This window comes from Ureibacillus thermophilus, from assembly GCF_004331915.1.
Lineage (GTDB): Bacteria > Bacillota > Bacilli > Bacillales_A > Planococcaceae > Ureibacillus > Ureibacillus thermophilus.
This window is the reverse complement of record NZ_CP036528.1, coordinates 1,885,395-1,904,955: the sequence shown is the minus strand read 5'-3', so window position 1 is coordinate 1,904,955 and position 19,561 is coordinate 1,885,395. Positions and strand designations below refer to the sequence as shown.

Annotated in this window: 13 protein-coding genes; 1 reads left to right on the top strand and 12 read right to left on the bottom strand. The window is 40.8% G+C overall.

What is annotated here, in order from left to right:
* Positions 1–20: 20 nt before the first annotated feature.
* The 12 genes from DKZ56_RS09395 to DKZ56_RS09340 form a co-directional block, all read right to left on the bottom strand.
* On the bottom strand, positions 21–1,136 hold the full coding sequence (locus DKZ56_RS09395; protein WP_208649754.1) for an ABC transporter permease: 1,116 nt from the start codon (positions 1,134–1,136) through the stop codon (positions 21–23).
* Complete coding sequence (locus DKZ56_RS09390) at positions 1,114–2,676, bottom strand: ABC transporter ATP-binding protein (RefSeq protein ID WP_208649753.1); 1,563 nt, start codon at positions 2,674–2,676, stop codon at positions 1,114–1,116. The genes DKZ56_RS09395 and DKZ56_RS09390 overlap by 23 nt, the downstream gene beginning before the upstream one ends.
* 14 nt (positions 2,677–2,690) lie before the next feature.
* Positions 2,691–3,179: a (2Fe-2S)-binding protein gene (locus tag DKZ56_RS09385; RefSeq protein WP_390263324.1), complete on the bottom strand. Its 489-nt coding sequence runs from the start codon at positions 3,177–3,179 to the stop codon at positions 2,691–2,693.
* A gap of 8 nt (positions 3,180–3,187) precedes the next feature.
* A complete protein-coding gene (pucD, locus tag DKZ56_RS09380; protein ID WP_208649751.1) occupies positions 3,188–5,467 on the bottom strand; it encodes a xanthine dehydrogenase subunit D in 2,280 nt (759 codons plus the stop codon).
* Positions 5,464–6,342, bottom strand: a complete 879-nt coding sequence (locus tag DKZ56_RS09375) for an FAD binding domain-containing protein (protein WP_208649750.1) — start codon at positions 6,340–6,342, stop codon at positions 5,464–5,466. The genes pucD and DKZ56_RS09375 overlap by 4 nt, the downstream gene beginning before the upstream one ends.
* Positions 6,343–6,670: 328 nt before the next feature.
* Positions 6,671–7,672, bottom strand: a complete 1,002-nt coding sequence (gene moaA / locus DKZ56_RS09370) for a GTP 3',8-cyclase MoaA (protein ID WP_208649749.1) — start codon at positions 7,670–7,672, stop codon at positions 6,671–6,673.
* A gap of 6 nt (positions 7,673–7,678) precedes the next feature.
* The gene (locus DKZ56_RS09365) at positions 7,679–8,284 is read right to left on the bottom strand and encodes a nucleotidyltransferase family protein (protein WP_208649748.1); all 606 of its coding nucleotides are present in this window, start codon (positions 8,282–8,284) and stop codon (positions 7,679–7,681) included.
* On the bottom strand, positions 8,277–9,317 hold the full coding sequence (locus DKZ56_RS09360) for an XdhC family protein (RefSeq protein ID WP_208649747.1): 1,041 nt from the start codon (positions 9,315–9,317) through the stop codon (positions 8,277–8,279). Before DKZ56_RS09360 ends, DKZ56_RS09365 begins: the two co-directional genes overlap by 8 nt.
* A 201-nt stretch (positions 9,318–9,518) precedes the next feature.
* A complete protein-coding gene (gene ade, locus DKZ56_RS09355; RefSeq protein WP_208649746.1) occupies positions 9,519–11,273 on the bottom strand; it encodes an adenine deaminase in 1,755 nt (584 codons plus the stop codon).
* Positions 11,274–11,407: 134 nt separating this feature from the next.
* Positions 11,408–12,778 (bottom strand): FAD-binding oxidoreductase, encoded by a 1,371-nt coding sequence (locus DKZ56_RS09350; RefSeq protein ID WP_208649745.1) that lies wholly within the window; start codon positions 12,776–12,778, stop codon positions 11,408–11,410.
* 980 nt (positions 12,779–13,758) lie between these two features.
* On the bottom strand, positions 13,759–16,317 hold the full coding sequence (locus DKZ56_RS09345; protein ID WP_208649744.1) for a vitamin B12-dependent ribonucleotide reductase: 2,559 nt from the start codon (positions 16,315–16,317) through the stop codon (positions 13,759–13,761).
* Between the two features lie 243 nt (positions 16,318–16,560).
* Positions 16,561–17,391 carry a lipoate--protein ligase family protein gene (locus DKZ56_RS09340; RefSeq protein ID WP_208649743.1) on the bottom strand — a complete coding sequence of 277 codons (831 nt, stop codon included), beginning with the start codon at positions 17,389–17,391 and terminating at the stop codon, positions 16,561–16,563.
* 465 nt (positions 17,392–17,856) lie between these two features.
* Between DKZ56_RS09340 and DKZ56_RS09335 the strand changes: the two genes are divergently transcribed.
* On the top strand, positions 17,857–19,185 hold the full coding sequence (locus DKZ56_RS09335; protein ID WP_208649742.1) for an acetamidase/formamidase family protein: 1,329 nt from the start codon (positions 17,857–17,859) through the stop codon (positions 19,183–19,185).
* Positions 19,186–19,561: the final 376 nt, after the last annotated feature.

The window sequence follows — 19,561 nt, the reverse complement described above, 5'->3', positions numbered from 1 at the left end:
GCGGTAGCCTCCTTTTACCATTACATTCTTTTCAATCGATATTTGCTGAGCATTTCACCACTCAATAAGCAAATGAGAATCAGTCCTTGAATCATGGACGAAAATGAGGATGGCAGCCCAATCAGTTGCACACTATAGCCCCCGACAATTAAAGCGCCAATAAAGAGAGAAGTGATTACCATTGCCCAAGGATTTAATTTCGCGAGCCATGCCACAATGATGGCGGTATAACCATATCCCGGTGAAATGCCATACATTAATCGATGGGCTACACCTGAAACTTCGATTGCCCCTGCAAATCCTGCCAAACCACCGCTGATTAGCATCACAAGCAAAATATGTCGGTTGATATGAATCCCGGCATTTTGAGCTGCCTCTTTATTTGCCCCTAATAATTTCAATTCATATCCCCAGCGAGTTTTTGTCAGCAAAAAGGCAAATATAATCAAAGCAGCAATTGCAAATATCAAACCAAAATGAAGACGGGTGCTTCCGATATTCGCTAACATTTGAAAGGGGGTAAACTGAGGGGTGCCCGGAAAATTGAACCCTTCCGGATCGCGCCAAGGTTCATAGACTAAGTAGTCGAGCAAAAGCAATGCCACATAATTCAACATGAGGGAAGTAATGAGTTCATTCACTTTAAAATAAGTTCGAGGAATGGCGGTAAATAATCCCCATAAGGCGCCTGTTGCAATTCCTGCAAACATCATCAATGGAATGTACAGGACTCCAGGCAAATTAGGAAAATAAATGGTAATGGCTGTTGCCCCAATCGCTCCTAATACAAATTGCCCTTCCGCCCCAATATTCCAAATAGCAATTTTATAAGCAATGGCCACACCTAAACCACACAATAATAATGGAATGGCTTTGACAATCGTTTCACTGATGCCAAAACTGGAACCAAAGGCGCTTGAAAACATTCTTTGATAAACTTCTATCGGATTATAATCATTGAATAATAGAAAAACGGAACAAATGAATAAAGCTGCAACTACAGATAAAATTGGCACCAGCCATGGATTCGATTTTTTATGGGGATCATATTGCAAACTATAGGGAAAGAAGAATGCTTTTTTTCTTGAGGGTTGAAGGTCTGGTGATAATTTGTCATACGACGATTTTTGAATCATTTCTGCCACCCGCTTCCGCTTCATATGTTAATCCGGCCATCAATCGGCCAATCCATTCTTTTGTCGCTTCTTGACGGCTCAATACACCCGTGATGCGGCCGTTGTAAAGAACTAAAATTTTATCCGACAGCTGCAAAATTTCATCTAAATCTTCAGATATCAGCAATACGCCGCTTCCTTTTTGCCGCAGGGATAAAAGCATTTCATGTACAGCTTTTGTCGCCCCGACATCAAGCCCTTGGGTAGGATGCACAGCAATCATTAGCTTTGGATTCAAATCCATTTCTCTAGCAAACAGCAGCTTTTGCTGATTGCCGCCTGAAAGCTGGCGTACAGGGCTTATTAAATCAGGCGTCCGTACATTAAATTTTTTTATTAGCTCCATGGCCCATGCGTCATTTTGCTTTTTCTTCAATAGTCCATATTTTGTGCGCTGATTTGTTCGATACGACTTCATTAGCAAGTTATCGACCGAACCTAAACTTCCAGCTAAACCGCTTTTCATGCGATTCTCGGGGATATGAGCAACGCCTTTATCAATCAACTCTTTTACCGTTGTGGAGGCTAGCTTTTCTCCATTTAATGTGACTGACCCTTGTGTCCAAGGAATTAATCCGGTTAACGCCTCGGCCAACTGTTTTTGACCATTTCCGGCAACACCGGCGACTCCTACAATCTCATGTTCATGAACGGTAAACTCGATTCCTTTCAGCGCCTCATAATGCTGCTTTGTTTTTACGGTTAAATCTTTCACTTCCAAAATAGGTTTTCCCAATGGAAGAAAAGGAATAGGAATTTCATGTGCTGCTGCATTTTCAACCATTAAATTTGCCAACTGTTCCATTGTTGTTTCCTTCCGATCGAATTGGGCAATCATCTTCCCTTTTCTCATGACAGAAATGCGATCGGCAACGGCCATAACTTCTTTTAATTTATGAGTTGTGATAATCATCGTTTTTCCAGCTTTTTTTAAAGCGCGCATTGTAACAAAAAGCTGCTCGGCTTCCCCGGGCGTCAACACCGATGTCGGTTCATCAAAAATAATAATATCTGCCTCTTTATAGAGGGTTTTGACAATTTCAACCCGCTGCTGCTCCCCAACGGATAGTTGCCAAATCGGGACATCGGTTGGAAAAATCAATCCATACCGCTCGCTAATTTCTGCTATTTGTTGCTTCTTCTTTTTCATCCAGGAAGCGCCGCGCCATTTATGTTTTGTTTCCCCTAAAATGATGTTTTCAATAGCATTTAGGGAATCTACTAAGCGGAAGTTTTGATGGACCATTCCAATCCCTAATTCTATTGCCTCTTTTGGAGAACGGATATCCACCATCTTTCCATTAATGGCAACCGTTCCGCTATCTGCCCGATAAATTCCTGATAATATACTCATAATGGTGCTTTTGCCGGCGCCATTTTCCCCTAATAACGCATGAATCTCTCCTTTTTTCACTTGAAAGTTCACATGGTCAAGAGCAATAACGCTGCCGAATTTTTTTACAATATCCTGCATGTCAATGGCATAGAGCGGTGATTCCATGAAATCCCCTCCTTTCAATAATGTTTTTGATTCATAACATATTTGACTGCCCGTAATATGCCTCCATATCCTGTACAGCGACATAAATTGCCCGCCAACGCTTCTTCAATATCCGATTCTTGGGGATGTGGGTTTCGATCAAACATTGCCTTTACCGCCATAATCATCCCTGGTGTACAATATCCGCATTGGTAACCGCCTTGTTTTAAAAAGGCTTCCTGTACCTCATCTAAAGATAGTTTGCTGAGCCCTTCAATGGTCGTAATGCTTTTACCATTAGCTTGGTAAGCCATCACCAAGCAAGCATTGACCAGCTCATCATCCAGCAAAATGGAGCAAGCGCCGCATCGTCCAATGCCGCAAGCAATTTTCGTGCCAGTCAATTGAAAATAATTTCTTAAAATGACCGCAAGCGATAGCGTCGGCGGCACTTTGACTTCCACTTTTTCATCGTTGATTCGGACGCTTAACGTCATAAGGTTTTCATAATGTAAAGCCGACATTTCTAATTTCACATCTTGTTTAATACCCATGGAATCATCCCCTTTTGTTCCATATGATTTAGCAATTCCTCTGGCGAAATCGGAAGTTTATTGATCCAAAGGCCGGTTGCATCATGAACGGCTTTGGCAATAGCAGGGATAATGGCGATTGTTCCAATTTCTCCTACACCTCTAGGCCCATACTCATCTCCTTCAGCCAATTCCTCAATGGCATAAACATTTGTATCGAATGGTACATCTACAATATTTGGCATCAAATACGTATCAAAATTTTCTGATGCATATTTTCCATCAATCATTTTTGCTTCTTCCAGCAATGTATACCCAAGGGACATGACCCCGCCGCCTTCAATTTGCCCAACGTAGCCATTCGGGCTCACCACCGGCCCTGCCGAAATTACATGGTCAATGGATGTTACTATCACTTTGCCTGTTAATCCATTTACTTCCACGTCCACTTTGATGCCGCCAAAGGTATATAAAAAATGTGCACCAGGTATGGCATCAGGGGTTGGTGTAATAGGGAAATGGAAATTCGTTGTATAGGAAAGTTCCTTTTCGGATTTTCTCGCCATTTCTTCATACGTGATACACGGACCATCTGATCGACCTTTAAGCCATATGCCGCCGACGCCCAATGTCATTTCATCTTCCGGCAATTTCAGCAGTTCAGCAGCTTCTTCGTATAACATTTTCATAAATGGTTCTTTTAATCTTTTTAAAGATTGCCAAACCATATTCGTGCTGCGTGAAGCAGTGGATGAACCGGAAATCGGCACCCGATCTGTATCGCTGATGACAATCCGAATATCATCTTTGCCGCATCCAAGCTCTGAAATCGTTAAATTTTCAATCACTGCCACTAATCCTTGGCCGCATTCTTCAAAACCAAAGGAAATTTCAATTTTCCCATCTTTCGCTAATGACAACCGTCCTCCTGCATGGTCAATTCGCCCTTTTCCGAGACCTCCGCCATGCATGCCAATAGCTATTCCTGTGCCTTTAAAAATCCAAGGCTGCTCATCCTGTTGCTTTCGGTTGGTGTTCATCAATTTGCTTACACCTTCTAATACAAGTGAAGCGCCATCGGTTGGAGCGATCATTTGCCCTACTGGCCCCAAGTCCGTTTCTTTTCTTAAATTTTTTCGCCGTAACTCAATAGGATCCATTTGAAGCCTTTCCGCTAAACGATCCAGTTGCCCTTCTAAAGCAAAGGTTACCTGATTGCCGCCAAATCCACGAAACTCTCCAGACATTCCATTATTGGTGAAAACTAATACCCCTTCTGTGTCGATATTTGGTATCATATACGGCCCTGCTGCATGTTCAACGGCGAAATCTAATACTGCCGGACCCAATGTCGTATAAGCCCCTTTATCCGCCACGATGTTGACTTTGTGCGCTAGGAGCTTGCCATTTGCATCTACGCCGGTTTTCATGGTAATTTTCATCGGATGTCTCTTTATTCCAGCTCGAACAGATTCCACTCTTGTATTGTGAATTTTCACAGGGCGTCCCGTTTTAAGGGCAAGCAGTGAGCCATAAGGTTGGATATTCAATTCATCCTTTCCGCCAAATGAGCCGCCCATTGGACTGGAAATCACCCGAATTTTCGTTTCAGGAATTCCTAAAATTCTTGAAAGTTGAAAGCGGTCTTTAAATCCGTGCTGTGTGCCTGCAAACACCGTGATGCCGCCGTCTTCATCTGGAACAAAAACGCCTCCTTCAGTTTCAATAAACCCATGCATTTGTCTTGGAAGTTCGTAAGTTTCTTCTATTATGTAAGTACATTGTTTAAACGCTTCTTCCACATTTCCTTTTTTATAGGAAGCTTTATGGCAAATATTGCCTTGTGGGTGCAGTTTGATTGCATCCGGGTGCAATGCTTTTTCTGGGCTATCCAGCACTTCCAAAGGCTCATATTTTACTTCAATACAACGCAATGCTTCTTCGGCACTTTCAAGACTTTCAGCTGCCACTGCCGCAATGGCATCCCCGATATAGCGCACTCGATCGACGCAAAATACCGGTTGGTCCGGCGTTACTAAACCGAATCCATTCATTGCTGGTATGTCCTCGTGGGTAATCACCGCATGAACACCAGGAATTTGTTTTGCTTTTTCTGTGTTGATGGAAAGAATCTTAGCATGGGGATATTCACTTCGAAGCACTTTGCCAACAAGCATGTTTGGAAATGATAAATCTGTTAAATATTTTATTTTTCCTGTTACTTTTTCCACACCATCTGGCCGAATGCGTTTTTCCTTTTCTTGTATGTTTCCTTTCATACACATGCCTCCTCTTGTAGGAACAACAACCGCCGAAGTTCCGAAATGATTAAATTGGCAGCCACTTTTTTCTTATACTCGCTAGAGACAAATGCATCGCTTGACGGATGAAATTCCTTTAAAATCCATTGATAAACAGTTGGCCAATGGATTTTCTCCACTGATTTTCCCAATAAATATTGTTCTATTTTAACAAGCCTCAAAGGTTTATTGCTTCCTCCGCCAATGGCAAGACGAACTTCCGTAAACCCATCTTTATTGGAAAACCGCACTTGACCGGCAATGGTTACAATTGCTGCCGTGAATGTTTCCCTTCTGCCAATTTTTCTGTAAAAGGATTGGGTGGAGGAATCTCTTTCAGGAATGGCCACTTTTACTAATAATACATCGCGAAAATCGGAGCTGTTTAACCAATCTGCCATTTCAACGGTTTGAAAGCCATTTTTTGCAAAGAATGTCAACTGGGCTTCCATGGTTAATAACAAAGGGATTAAATCCCCTTCCCCCCACATGACATTGCCGCCTACTGTTCCTCGATTTCGAACGGCTGGCGCTGCAATGGTTTTTGCAGCTTCCGAAATGATTGGGTGTACCGTTCTGATCACAGAATGGTTACGCAATGTGCTTAGTGTCGTACCCGCACCAATTTCTAAATGGCCCTTATCTACGTTCAGCTGCCGTAAATCAGGAATTTTTTCCAAACTAATATGATGCTTTGGCATCTCTACGCCTGCTTGCCATTTAAGTTGAAGCAATGTTGCACCTGAAACGTATGCTGCATCCGGGGCAAGACGATTTTTTAGCGAAACCGCTTCTTGTATGCTGGATGGTATCCAAACAGTCGAGATTTGAGAGGAAACTTTTTGAACCGCCATTCACACTCCTCCTTTTCATTTCAATTTTCATGTAAGATTTTATTACATGATATCAACAGAAAAATGGAATAACTATCAATACAATCACTAAAAATTAAGAATTTTTTTGTATATATTAAACAAACATAATAAAAAATCTTACAAATTGATGTCACAAAAACTAACATGCCAGTTTCTGAGAGGAAATGTTTTTCTAGAGGAAATAAACGATTTGCAGCTTCTAAGAGGATTTAGATTTCGTCGAAAAAACTTGCATATTCGTTAGCCGATCAGCTTAAATAATGTAAACAAAGAGACTTACCTGGAATAAAAAGAAAAATAAAAAATATTAACCACCAATGTATGACATTTCTATTTTGCTTTTATTGTTGACCATTGAACCCCGTTCGTTTGAATATTGATCTTTTCGCATTTGCCAAATAGTTGAAATCATCTGTTTCAGTTCCTCATCGCTGCCCTTTTGCAACAAATGCCGTAAATCTTTTCCTTGGGATGCAAATAAACAAGTATAAAGTTTACCATCTGCAGAAATGCGCAGCCGGTTACAGCCCGAGCAGAAAGGTTCTGTGACAGATGAAATGAAGCCGATTTCTTTATGGGTTCCTTTATATTTGTACCGTTTTGCCACTTCCCCCATTTCCATATCAGAAACAGGGATGATTTCATAGTGCTGCTTGAGAATTTTTAGAATCTCTCTATTGGGAAAAACTTGCGACAGCTCCCAACTGTTTGTATTCCCCACATCCATATATTCAATAAAGCGCAATGTATAATCATGGTCATAACAAAACTTCGCCATTTCTAAAATCTCCCCATCATTTATGCCCTTTTGCACAACCATATTAATTTTAATTTTCAAACCTTGTTCTGCCGCTTTTTCAATGGAAGAAAGCACCTTTTCCACCGAAACATTGCGCCCATTCATCCGGCCGAAGATTTGGGGATTTAAACTGTCCAAACTTACATTAATGCGTTTCAAGCCGGCTTTTGCAAGTCGCGCAGCATACACCCCAAGTAACAACCCGTTTGTCGTAATGGATACATCTTCAATGTCTTTGATGTTCAACAATCGCTCAACAAGTTTCGTCAACCCTTTACGGAGCAGCGGTTCACCCCCTGTTAAACGAATTTTTCTGACTCCGAGGGATGCAAAAATCCGCGTTAGCCTTTCAATCTCATCAAAGGATAATAATTTACTAGCCGGCAAAAAGGGATAATCTTTTCCGAAAACTTCAGCAGGCATGCAATAAGTGCAGCGCAAATTGCAGCGGTCGATTACGGAAATTCTTACACTATGGAGTGGTCTAGCGCATGCGTCAAAAATCGTCATCGCTCCTCAGTCCTTTTCAATTAAAATCCTGTATTCTTCTTCCGTGTCAATATCGATTCCCCATTCCTCCCTTTCAAAGTGCAAAAGCTTTAAAGCCTCTTTGTGCCGATTGATGATGGATTTTCCTCCTTCATCTCCTTCTAATCCTTCAAATTCTCGAAATAGGCTTTTTTCAAATAAAATCGGATGCCCCAACCGCTTGCCAAATAGCGGCCGAATAATTTTGATTCCTTCCCTTTTGCTTTTTTTAAATTCCTTCATGATTCTTTGCACCACTTTTTCTGGTATAAGGGGCTGATCTCCTAAAAAAATTAGCGCCGCATCGACCTGTTTTGGCATCGATTGGATACCGATTTTTAAAGAAGAGGCCATCCCGCTTTCAAAAGAGGAATTGAATACTACTGCCACATCCTTTTCAAGAGGAGATAATAGGTGTCTCATTTGTTCATGGTAACAACCTGTAATACAAACAATAGGATGCAATTGATGTTGGAGTGCTAGTTGAAGTGGATGCATAAAAAGAGGTTTTCCTTTATATGGTAATAAAAGCTTTGGTTTTCCCATGCGGGTGGATTTTCCTGCTGCTAAAATAACGGCTCCAATTTTACACATGGATTTTTTCCCTGCCATGAAGGGATTGAGCTGTCCGCCCTGCACGTAAACTCATCATTTCGGATACAATGCTTACTGCAACTTCATACATGGTTTCTGCTCCTAAATCCAATCCTACCGGCGAGTAAATCGGACCACTTGCGAAATCATAACCAATATGTTCTAACATTTCCGCTGTCCGATATCTTGGACCTAATACACCGATATATTTTGGTTTGCTCTCGATGGCAAGTCGAAGCGCTTCCTCATCCTTCAGCTGATGATGATTCATAATCACCCACCAACTATTCGAAAATTCTTTCCGGGAAATCTCATCAAACTCTTTTGTAATATGGATGGCATTGGGGAATCGCTTATCATTATTGAAATGGGTGCGGCTATCAATCACGGTTACTCTAAATCCCGCTTGATGGGCAAGCTCTGCCACCGGAATTGCATCATGCCCGGCGCCTGCAACCACTACGCGTTCACTTGACTTAATTGCATCAATCAAATATGGAATTTTTTCATATGTGAACACTTTTGCCCGAGTTTGATGTTCTGCTAATTGTCTCGCCTCTTGTAAAACTGCTTCTGGAATTTCTTGATTTTCAAAAAATTGTTCTGCTAGAATTGCTTTTCCACCTGTTTTCATATTAATCACCATCGAAAACTCCTTTTCTTCCTGTATCAATTGCTGGATAGTCCGCCATGATGGATCTTCCTTCAGAACCGGCAAAAATAAAAACTGCAAATCACCCTTGCAACCAATGCCTAAGCTCCAAATTTCGGTATCGCTTAAATCATATTGATGCACGAAGGGTTGATTGGATTCAAATACTTTTTCAGCCCAAGCGTATAAATCCGCTTCTAAACATCCTCCACTAATCGTCCCAACCATTTTTCCGCTTGATGTCATCAGCATTTTACTCCCTGGCAGACGATAGGCCGAGCCCTTCACATCCGTTAAAATAACTAAAACCGCTTTTTCTTGTTGTGCCCAAGCTTTCTCAATATTGGAATAAATTTCTTTCAATTCATACATCTTTGACATGAATAAATCACCTACTCATGCTTTTTTGATATATTAACAAATTTCAGAATTGAAAGTCAATTTACCCAAGAAATCTTCATCCAAAATGTATAAAAAATGGGTATTTTTTTATAAATGGCATAGCCGCATGATTTCACCTTTCATCAAAATAAAAACCTTGAAAAGCTTGCTGCTAATCAAGGCAAAATAGAATAAAACTCGTTAGCTGCTGATTTTGATTTGGCTAGGCTGTTCCGCTTCTATAGGAATATGCCGGAATTGTTCCACATCAAATAATCCGGTATCTGTGAGCTTTAATGCTGGAATAACTGGAAGGCTTAAGAAAGATAATGTCAAAAATAGGTGGAAATGAAGGGGTGGATTTAATTCATGTAATGCATCATGCAATGCTCTCAGTTTTTCGGCAGCTTCTCGGGCAGGAATATTCGTCATGAGTCCTGCAACAGGCAGCTCTAGGTTCGCTAACACTTTGCCATCCTTTACAACAACCAGTCCTCCTTGAATGGCTTGAATTTCATTTAAGGCAAGCACCATATCTTTATCGTTTGTACCAACTGCTATAACATTATGAGAGTCATGGGCTATTGTTGTGGCAATGGCTCCCGCTTTTAGTCCCAAGCCATGTACAATAGCTACACTTTTTGTTCCGCGGTGCAAATGTCTTTCAAAGACAGCGAGTTTTAAAAAGTCCTTTTCTATATTTGGCACGAACTTTCCGTCTTGTACATCCACATAGTCTTGCAATTTTTTAGTCACGATTTGATTCGGAATAATGCCAATGATGTTTACAAAGGAGCTTTTTAATGGCAATGCCAAATCATCCACCTTTACTTCTGGCAAATGGACTGAATGGCAAATGCGGGCAGGCACATCGATTGGAGCCGTTTCTGGAAGCAACATTTCTCCGTCTTCCGCAACTTTTACACCATTTTTCCATACTGCGGCAATCTTCATTTCTTCCAAATCATCCAATAAAACAAAATCTGCCGTAAATCCTGGTGCAACAGCTCCTTTGTCGTATAGGCGGTAACATTCAGCCGCATTTAATGTGGCCAATTGAATTGCTTGAAGCACTTCAATTCCTTCCGCAATGGCCAATTTCACACTATGGTTGATGGTGCCTTCTTGAATGATTTCATCTAAATGTTTGTCATCTGTGCAAAATGCAAAACGGCGGGCGTTATAAGGGGTGATTGCGGGGAGCAAAGCTTTTAGATTTTTCGATGCAGAACCTTCCCGTACTAATACATACATTCCCATTTCAATGCGCTCCAACGCTTCTTCTAGCGTGATGCATTCATGGTCCGTATGAATGCCTGCTGCACGGTAACCTGCTAATTGTTGTCCATTCAAACCAGCGCCGTGGCCGTCGATCATCATGCCATGTTCATGGCCTAGCTGAATTTTCGCAAGCATTTCCTCATCGCAGGATAAAACCGCTGGATAATCCATCACTTCTGCAATTCCAAGCACTTGTTCATTTTTTAGAAACGGCGCTAAATCGGACGCTTTCAACACTGCACCTGCATGTTCAAAGGAAGTGGCCGGCACGCTTGATGGAAGCATATAGTAAATATCTAGGGGGCTGTTTTTTGCGGCATCAAGCATATATTTTAAGCCCTCTGTTCCGGAGACGTTTGCGATTTCATGGGGATCCGCTATGACGGAAGTGACACCGAAAGGCAATATAATTCGGCTGAACTGTTCAGGGGTGAGCATCGTTGATTCGATATGAATATGGGTATCAATCATACCAGGAATGACCCATCGTCCTCTGGCATCCTCCACCTTTTCCGCTTCATACTTCCCTTCCGTATCAAGGGCGATAATTTTTCCATTGGCAACGACAAGATCCGCCTCTTTCCACTTAAGGGAAAAAACATCTGCAATTTTCGCATTTCGTAATATGAAATCTGCTTTTTGGCGATGTTGCGAAACAGCAATATTCTTTTTCATTTCAGACCCTCCCAAAGGTTGACACTTTAAAATATAATGCCATACAATATCATAAATTTTCTAAAAATTCAATAATTTTAAGTTTGCAAAAAAAAGGACTGATGACAACAAGCCATCCAGTCCCAAGATTGCAATTAAAGAATTTTTCCTGGATTTAAAATGCCTTTTGGATCGAGGGCTTTTTTAATCGCCCGCATGACTTCAAGAGCATTTCGATGTTCCAATTCCTGATACATCCGTTTTCCAACGCCGACACCGTGTTCTCCCGTGCATGTGCCGCCGCGTTTAATCGCATCTGTTACAATCATTTCATTAAATTTTTTAGCCCGGGCTACTTCTTCTTCATCGTTAAGATCAATCATGATGCAGGCATGGTAGTTTCCATCACCCACATGGCCCAATAAGCCACCGTGAATTTTTAATTCTTCTAATAAAGAGCGGGCGTATTCGATGCTGTTAGCCAGTTCATTGATTGGCACACATACATCTGTTGTCATCAGCTTTCTTCCAGGAAATGCGTGTTTATATGCATAAGCCAAATTATGCCGCGCGTGCCAGAGGGTATTGCGGGCAGCCGTATCTTTTTCAAATTGAATATCTTCGCAGTCAAATTCTTTTAACACTTCTTTGGCAAATTCGATATCGCTTTGAAGGCCTGCTTCATTTCCTTGGAACTCTAAAAATAGAGTCGGTGCTTCTGCATAATTGGTTTCGCTGTGTTTATTCACCACTTGGATGGATTCCGCATCGACGAGTTCCACCCGGCCAATCGGAATGCCTGCCTGTTTAAGAGCTGTCACCGCTTGCACTGCTTCATGAGTGGATTTGAACACTGCCCGTCCTGCCACTTCAAATTCAGGTATGCCATAGACTTTTAATGTAAGCTCTGTAATACAGCCCAAAATGCCTTCTGAACCTACAAATAAACCATTTAAATGCAAGCCCGATGAGGATTTTCTTGCTTTATTACCTGTATGAATAATGTCGCCGTTTGCCAATACCACTTCCAAATCCAATACTTGGTCGCGCATCACGCCATATTTTACGGCTGTTGTTCCGCTGGCATTCGTCGCAGCCATTCCGCCCAACGTTGCATCTGCACCTGGGTCAACCGAGAAAAACAAACCATATTTTTTCAGCTCTTTATTTAATTGCACACGCCGAACTCCTGGCTGTACGCGCACAATAAAACTTTCCGGATCGATTTCAAGAATTTGATTCATTTCATTAAAATCGATGGAAATGCCGCCCTCATAAGGAATCACATGGCCTTCTAAGCTAGAACCTGCCCCAAAGGGAGTTACAGGCACTTCATATTCGTTGGCGATTTTTAAAATCTTACTCACTTCTTCCGTTGAACGAGGGAATACAACAAGATCAGGCAAGGCTGGTGTGTGATAAGATTCATCTTGTCCATGAAGCTGCCGAACCGTTTCGTTCGTTGTTACTTGTTCTTTTGATAAAAATGTAAGCAGTCGTTGTTCGATTTCTTTATAGTTTTTCATTTTATTTCCTCCCTTGTAAACTAGTTTTATCATAAAAAATCTTTTTTTGAAAAGAACATATTATAATAAAATTTAAAACTTTTTAAAAAATATCATTTGATAAAAAACTCCTTATGTTTCTTCATACATAAGATGTTGAAAAGTTTGAAAACGTTGCATCAAACTATACATCTATAATTGTTATAAAGCTTGAGGCCGTGAATTGAAAAATAGGGGGAACTGAGCTTCACCATATTTTGTTCCACCCTTATCGAAACATTGTAAATAGGAATCCAGCTACGTATGTTTCGAGAAATGCTGTTAAAACAATGATTGGGACAACATAAACGATATATGTACAGAACATTTTTAAATTTTGGAATAATTGAATCTTGTGTTTTTTCTTTTTTCATCTTCTGAACTATTTTCTTTCTTATGTTCCGATTCAATTCAAATAAGGCAACCGCCAGTAGGCAATACGCAAGAATTCCAAAAGCTGAATGAGGATTGGAAGATATAATGAGTCCAAAACCTTTTTGGAAATCCGACGCATGAATTGCAATTCTAAAATATTCCAAGCAATATACATGTTTTTATTTCATCATTACGATTAAAACGTGCCTAACGTTTCATTTTGGGAGTTCTTCATTATACATCCTCTATTTGTCCCCATTGCAGAGTTCTTTCCACATAGCCTATCGATATGATTGAAAGGACGTTGAACGCTACGGGCACAAGAGGCTTTACGTGAAATTTTCTTTTCCGCCAGTTATCGTAAAAGATAATCGTTAGGATTAAAAACTGTCCCTTCATGCTGTCGGATAATCGCCAAGATGAGATAAATAATCGCCACATTGGAAGTTAGAATCACCAAAAACTATAAAGATAATCGCCAGGTGAAAAATTAGCCTTACTCCATCTCGGATAATCGCAAAATAGGAAAATAAACATAAAAATCCCCTTTAGATCCATCAAATCTAAAGGGGATATATTTTATGATATTACAAACCACATTTCAACTGCGCACCGCAAACTGTGCAAGTGTTACATCCACCAATCTCTTCCACTGTACCTTGGCGGCAGACAGGACAAGTATCGCCTACTTCTGAACCGATTTTCACATTTGTTTGTTGAAGCGGCGCAATCGTTTCAACTAGCACAACCGGTTTTTCAATCGTTTCGTCTTCCAATTCCTCAAATGTTAACTGTTCTTCATGAGTCATTTCCGCTTTTAATGTTAAAACTTGTGAATCGCGGCTGCCGTCCACGTAAACTGTTCCGCCTTTTGCTCCGCCTTTATATAAGCGTTCGTACACTTTTTGTACTTGTTCCACCGTGTATCCTTTTGGCGCATTCACCGTTTTGGAGATGGAAGAATCCACCCAACGCTGAATGATGCATTGTACGTCTGCATGGGCTTCCGGTGTTAAATCCATCGCTGTGACAAACCAATGTGGCAAGTTGTGTTCATCTGCTTCTGGATGTTCTTTCAAGTATTCTTGAACGATTTCCGCCTTCACTTCGATGAATTTTCCTAAGCGGCCAGAACGATAGTATACGAAGGAGAAGTAAGGTTCTAAGCCCGTTGCTACTCCAACCATTGTTCCTGTTGAACCAGTCGGCGCAACTGTGAGCAAGTGAGAATTGCGAATGCCGTGTTCAAGCACTCCTTGACGAATATGTTCCGGCATGCGCTTCATATAGCCAGTGTTGATGAAAGCTTCACGCAACCGTTTAGTTTCTTCTTCCGTTTCACCTACTAAAAATGGGAAGCTGCCGCGTTCTTTTGCAAGTTCAATGGACGTTTCATAAGCGGTAGTTGCAATTGTTTCAAACACTTTATCAACCAGCTCATTGCCTTCTTTCGAACCGTATTCTTTTTCGCAGTAAATGAGTAAATCTGCTAAGCCCATAACGCCAAGGCCAACACGTCGCTCTCCAAGGGCTTGTTTGCGATTTTCCTCAAGGAAATACGGCGTTGCATCGATGACGTTGTCTTGCATGCGGACGCCGACGCGCACTGTTTCTTTTAATGCTTCAAAATCGACTGTTTTTTGGTCTTTCAATGCAAAATTTGCCAAATTGATGGCTGCTAAGTTACATACTGAATATGGCGCTAATGGCTGTTCACCGCATGGGTTTGTTGCCACCACTTTTTGGCCGTAAGCGCGGGCATTTGTCATTTCATTAGCATTATCGATGAAGAAAATACCTGGCTCTGCTGCATAAGTTGCACAGATGTTGATGAGTTTCCATAACTCTCTTGCTCGGATTTTTCGATAAGTGCGCACCCGATAGCCAAGCGCTTCCCATTCTCTTACGTCGCCAATTTTGTGCCATTTCTCGTTGTAAATCGCCATTTCTTCCGGCGTGTAAGTTTCCACATCTGGGAATCGAAGCGGATATTCTTCATCTTTTTCCACCGCTTCCATAAACTCATTTGTAATTGTGACGGAAATATTAGCGCCTGTTAAAAAGTCAGGATTATGCACACTGTAGGTTCCGCCATCGCGCAGTTTTGCTTCCGCTTCCTTGATTATCGCCTCGCTGAACCCTCCTAAACCAGGAATATTTTTATAGTTCACAATTCCTTGATACATCGCTTCTTCGAGAGGAGTTAAAGGAGTGAATTTCAACTTCTCTTTCGCATGACGGATGATGGATTCATCTTCCATATTTTCCATCAAATAACGCAAAATACGAGGATTTTGCATTTTGGAAATGATGAATTCCACAATATCTGGATGCCAATCGGCAAGCATAATCATTTGAGCACCACGGCGGGATCCACCTTGTTCAACAAGATGGGTTAATTTCGCAATATCATCAAGCCATGAAACAGAACCGCTTGATCTGCCATTCACTCCTCTTGCAAGGGTGTTGCGAGGTCTTAATGTGGAACCATTTGTCCCAACACCGCCGCCACGGCTCATTATTTCCATTACTTTTTTGCGATGTTCGCTGATTCCTTCACGGCTATCAGGAACGAAAGGCATTACATAGCAGTTGAAATATGTAACTTGTTTACCTGAACCTGCACCGTAAAGAACTCGTCCGGCTGGCACAAATTTCAACGAAGCTAATTGTTCATAAAACTTTTGGAACCATTCTTTGCGCTTCTCTTCCGTTTTTTCAACAGCCGCTAAACCAGTAGCATTTCGTTTTGCAATCTGTTCATAAAAAATTTCAAGCGGTTTTTCAATGACATCAAGGGAACGTACAATGATGCCTGTTTCCTGTTCTTTCGGATCATCCAGCACATTGCGATATTCCTCTTCAATTAAAATTTCCGCTTTATTGTCTTCCCAATCAATTGATTGAATATACCCTAAACCGCGGGCTGGAAATTTTGGATCTTCTTTAATCGTCAAAACGACAAAATCTCCAGGCTTTAATGTCTTTTTTTCCGTATCCTTGAAGGAATATCGGTCAATCATGACAAGTCTCGATACACCTTTATGCGTAATGTGCATATCCGGAGTTATCGGATGGACTTGCGGAAATTGCTCTATATCCTTGTTCAATTGATCAATGAGGATGGTCGTATACGTCATTACCATCTGCCAGCCTCCCTTAGTACATCTATAATTTATCTAAAATAATACCGTATTAAAACAATAAAATACAATATATTGTATGTCCACTGAAAAGAACATACAATATATTGTTAGTTGTAATTACTTAAAAAAGATTACCTCATATTGAGAGACCTTTCAAGAGTTGATTTTTTATTAAATCTATGAATGCATTGAAAAATCTAGCTTTAGAGCAAATTGTTAAATTTTTATCGCAATTTTAGACATTTATTTTCTAAAATTCCACTCGTCATTTGCATACTTTTCTTCTTCAATTTTTCTTACATAATTCTTTTGTTCTTCTGTCAATTCATATGGGACTAAATCGATTTGCAAAGCCTCTTCAAACCCTTTTTTGAACGCATCAATGCATTCCTCAATGGTAATTCGGCGGGTTGTGAGCCGGTTGATGGCAACGGCTCTCTCAGGTAAATGGATGCGCATTCTATTTTTCGCTTCTTCTGAAGGAAAATTAAATAAAGACAACAGCTTGTCCTCATCAAGGTCCAATAAAATCGCACCGTGCTGCAACACAACACCTTTTTGTCTAGTTTGTGCACTGCCAGCGACTTTTTTACCTTCTACAACAAGTTCATACCAGCTTGGGGCATCAAAACATACCGCGCTTTTCGGCTTTTTCAACGCTTCCTGTTTCTCTCCAGTATCCGGAATGCTGAAATAGGCATCCAACCCCAAATTATGGAAACCTTTCAATAAACCTTCACTTAAAAAGCGATAAGCTTCTGTCACCGTTTCAGGCAAGTTTGGATATTGTTCAGTCACGATGATGCTGTATGTTAATTCACTGTCATGCAATACGGCTCTTCCCCCGGTCGGTCTTCTGACAAACCCAATATTTTGCGCTTTTAACGCTTCCAAATTGATATCCTGCACCTTTTGGAAGTAGCCGATGGAAAGCGTCGGCGGATTCCACTGATAAAAGCGAATCACCGGCGGAATTTCCCCTTTGCTGTGGAAATCAAGCAGCGCTTCATCTAAAGCCATATTATAAGATGGACTGCATGGCCCCGAATTAATAAAATACCATTTTGTTTTCATTCGTTTCCCACCTCACAACTAACTCATTGTATCAAACTGAATGGACGAATGCCACTTTCTTAGAACAGGAAATTGAAAGAGCTCAAATGAATTATGTAGCTTGCACCAAAAACATTCCATTTAGCTTAGATCAAAAAGTTGAACTTAAACAATTAGACAGCATTTAACAGAGATGACTGCATCGGATTTTTAATTATTTTTTACATAAAAAAAGAACACTTATTCTATTACTTCTTTGTTTTTTGTTACTTTCATATAAGGTAAGTAACCTCAATTCCAAAAGTTAATATCGACACGAATAAAAGGTTTTATATAGTTGATAGAATTCGCTTCGAAAGACGAATGAAAATTTCATTTGGTATTCATCTGCAAAACTCAAAATATAAAATATTCTAAATAGTTTTACAACTTATAAAAAAATGGTAATATAAGTTATATTAATTTATTTTGAAAGGGGCTAATCAAATGTCTAGAAAAACACATACTGCTGCGAAAGCGGTAGAAACGCTATTCGTCAACCAATTTACAAACGGCATTTTAAATCCTGAAGATGAAATGCTGGGACCTGTACGTGATGGTGGCACAATTATTGCAAATACCGCCCCCGGTTGTTGGGGTCCGATGATTACGCCATCGATTCGCGGTGGACATGAAGTAACAAAACCTGTATATGTTGAAGGTGCTGAAGTTGGTGACGCGATTGCCATAAAAATCAAATCCATCGAAGTGAAATCAATCGCCACAGCATCCGGTCATGATGTGACAATTTCAGATCGTTTCATCGGCGATCCGTTTGTAGCTGGAAAATGCCCGAATTGTGGAGAAATTGCACCAAAGACAGTATTAAAAGGAATCGGCCAATCAGCTGTACGATGTGCCAACTGTGGATCAGAAGCTTCACCTTTTAAAATCGATCATGGCTACACTATGACCTTCCATCCCAAAGTTCCCATTGGTGTCACAGTACCAAAAGAAACGGCAGAAAAAATCGCTGAACAATCATACAAATATATGCGTATTCCTGAAAACTCTCAGCAAAACCCCATTACCACTTTTGCTCCAGGCGACTTAGTCGGTGCCATCGCTCGAATGCGCCCATTTCTGGGACAATTAGGGACAACCCCTTCAATTGCCTTGCCTGATTCACACAACGCTGGAGACTTCGGATCCTTTTTAATTGGAGCACCCCACGAATACAGCGTAACAAAAGAGGAATTGGATACACACCGTACAGATGGTCATATGGATATAAGCCGGGTACGTAAAGGAGCCATCCTAATTTGTCCGGTAAAAGTTCCGGGTGGTGGCGTTTATGTGGGAGATATGCACGCAATGCAAGGGGATGGAGAAATCGCCGGTCATACAACAGACGTTGCGGGACTTGTGGAACTGGAAGTACATGTATTAAAAGGATTGACCATTGAAGGACCGATTTTACTACCAAATATAGAAGATTTACCATACACAGCCAAACCATTTTCAAAAGAAGAACTCATTGCCGCACAAAAATTGGCAAAAACGTTTGGCTTTGAAACCCTTGAGGAATCTCTCCCTCTTTCCTTTATTGGTACGGGTGAAAACTTAAACATCGCAACAGACAACGCATTAAACCGTGCAGCCAATTTATTGGATATGTCGGTACCCGAAGTCATGAACCGCGCTACAATTAATGGATCAATCGAAATTGGACGCCATCCAGGTGTTGTGACAGCAACCTTCTTGATTCCAAAGAACAAGTTACAAAAATTGAATCTGCTCGAATTAGCCGAAGAACAATATGAAACTGAAAAATAGCCATTTCAACTTCTGATGATTGGAATCTCTCATCTCGCCCAAAATAACCATCCTATTTCATCCAGTTATTCGCTTCCCACATTCTTTGTCAAACAGTATTTTAAGATATTCCCGTTTATTTCAATTCCTATATAGAAAAGTCGTTGTCAACTTCCGGCAAAATTGATGTTCTAAAAAAATCTTTCCAACTATATACAATAGACCCAATCAAAAAGGCCGAACGATGAATCGTTTCGGCTCTTTTGATTGGATTGTGTTTTTCAATAGTACATCTGCATGATTTCCCCAATTCCAAGGAGTTTTGCAGTCGTTTAGATCTCCGTGTAAAACAAAGTGTGTGAGCAATATTTATAAATGGCTATCAATCATTGAGGCT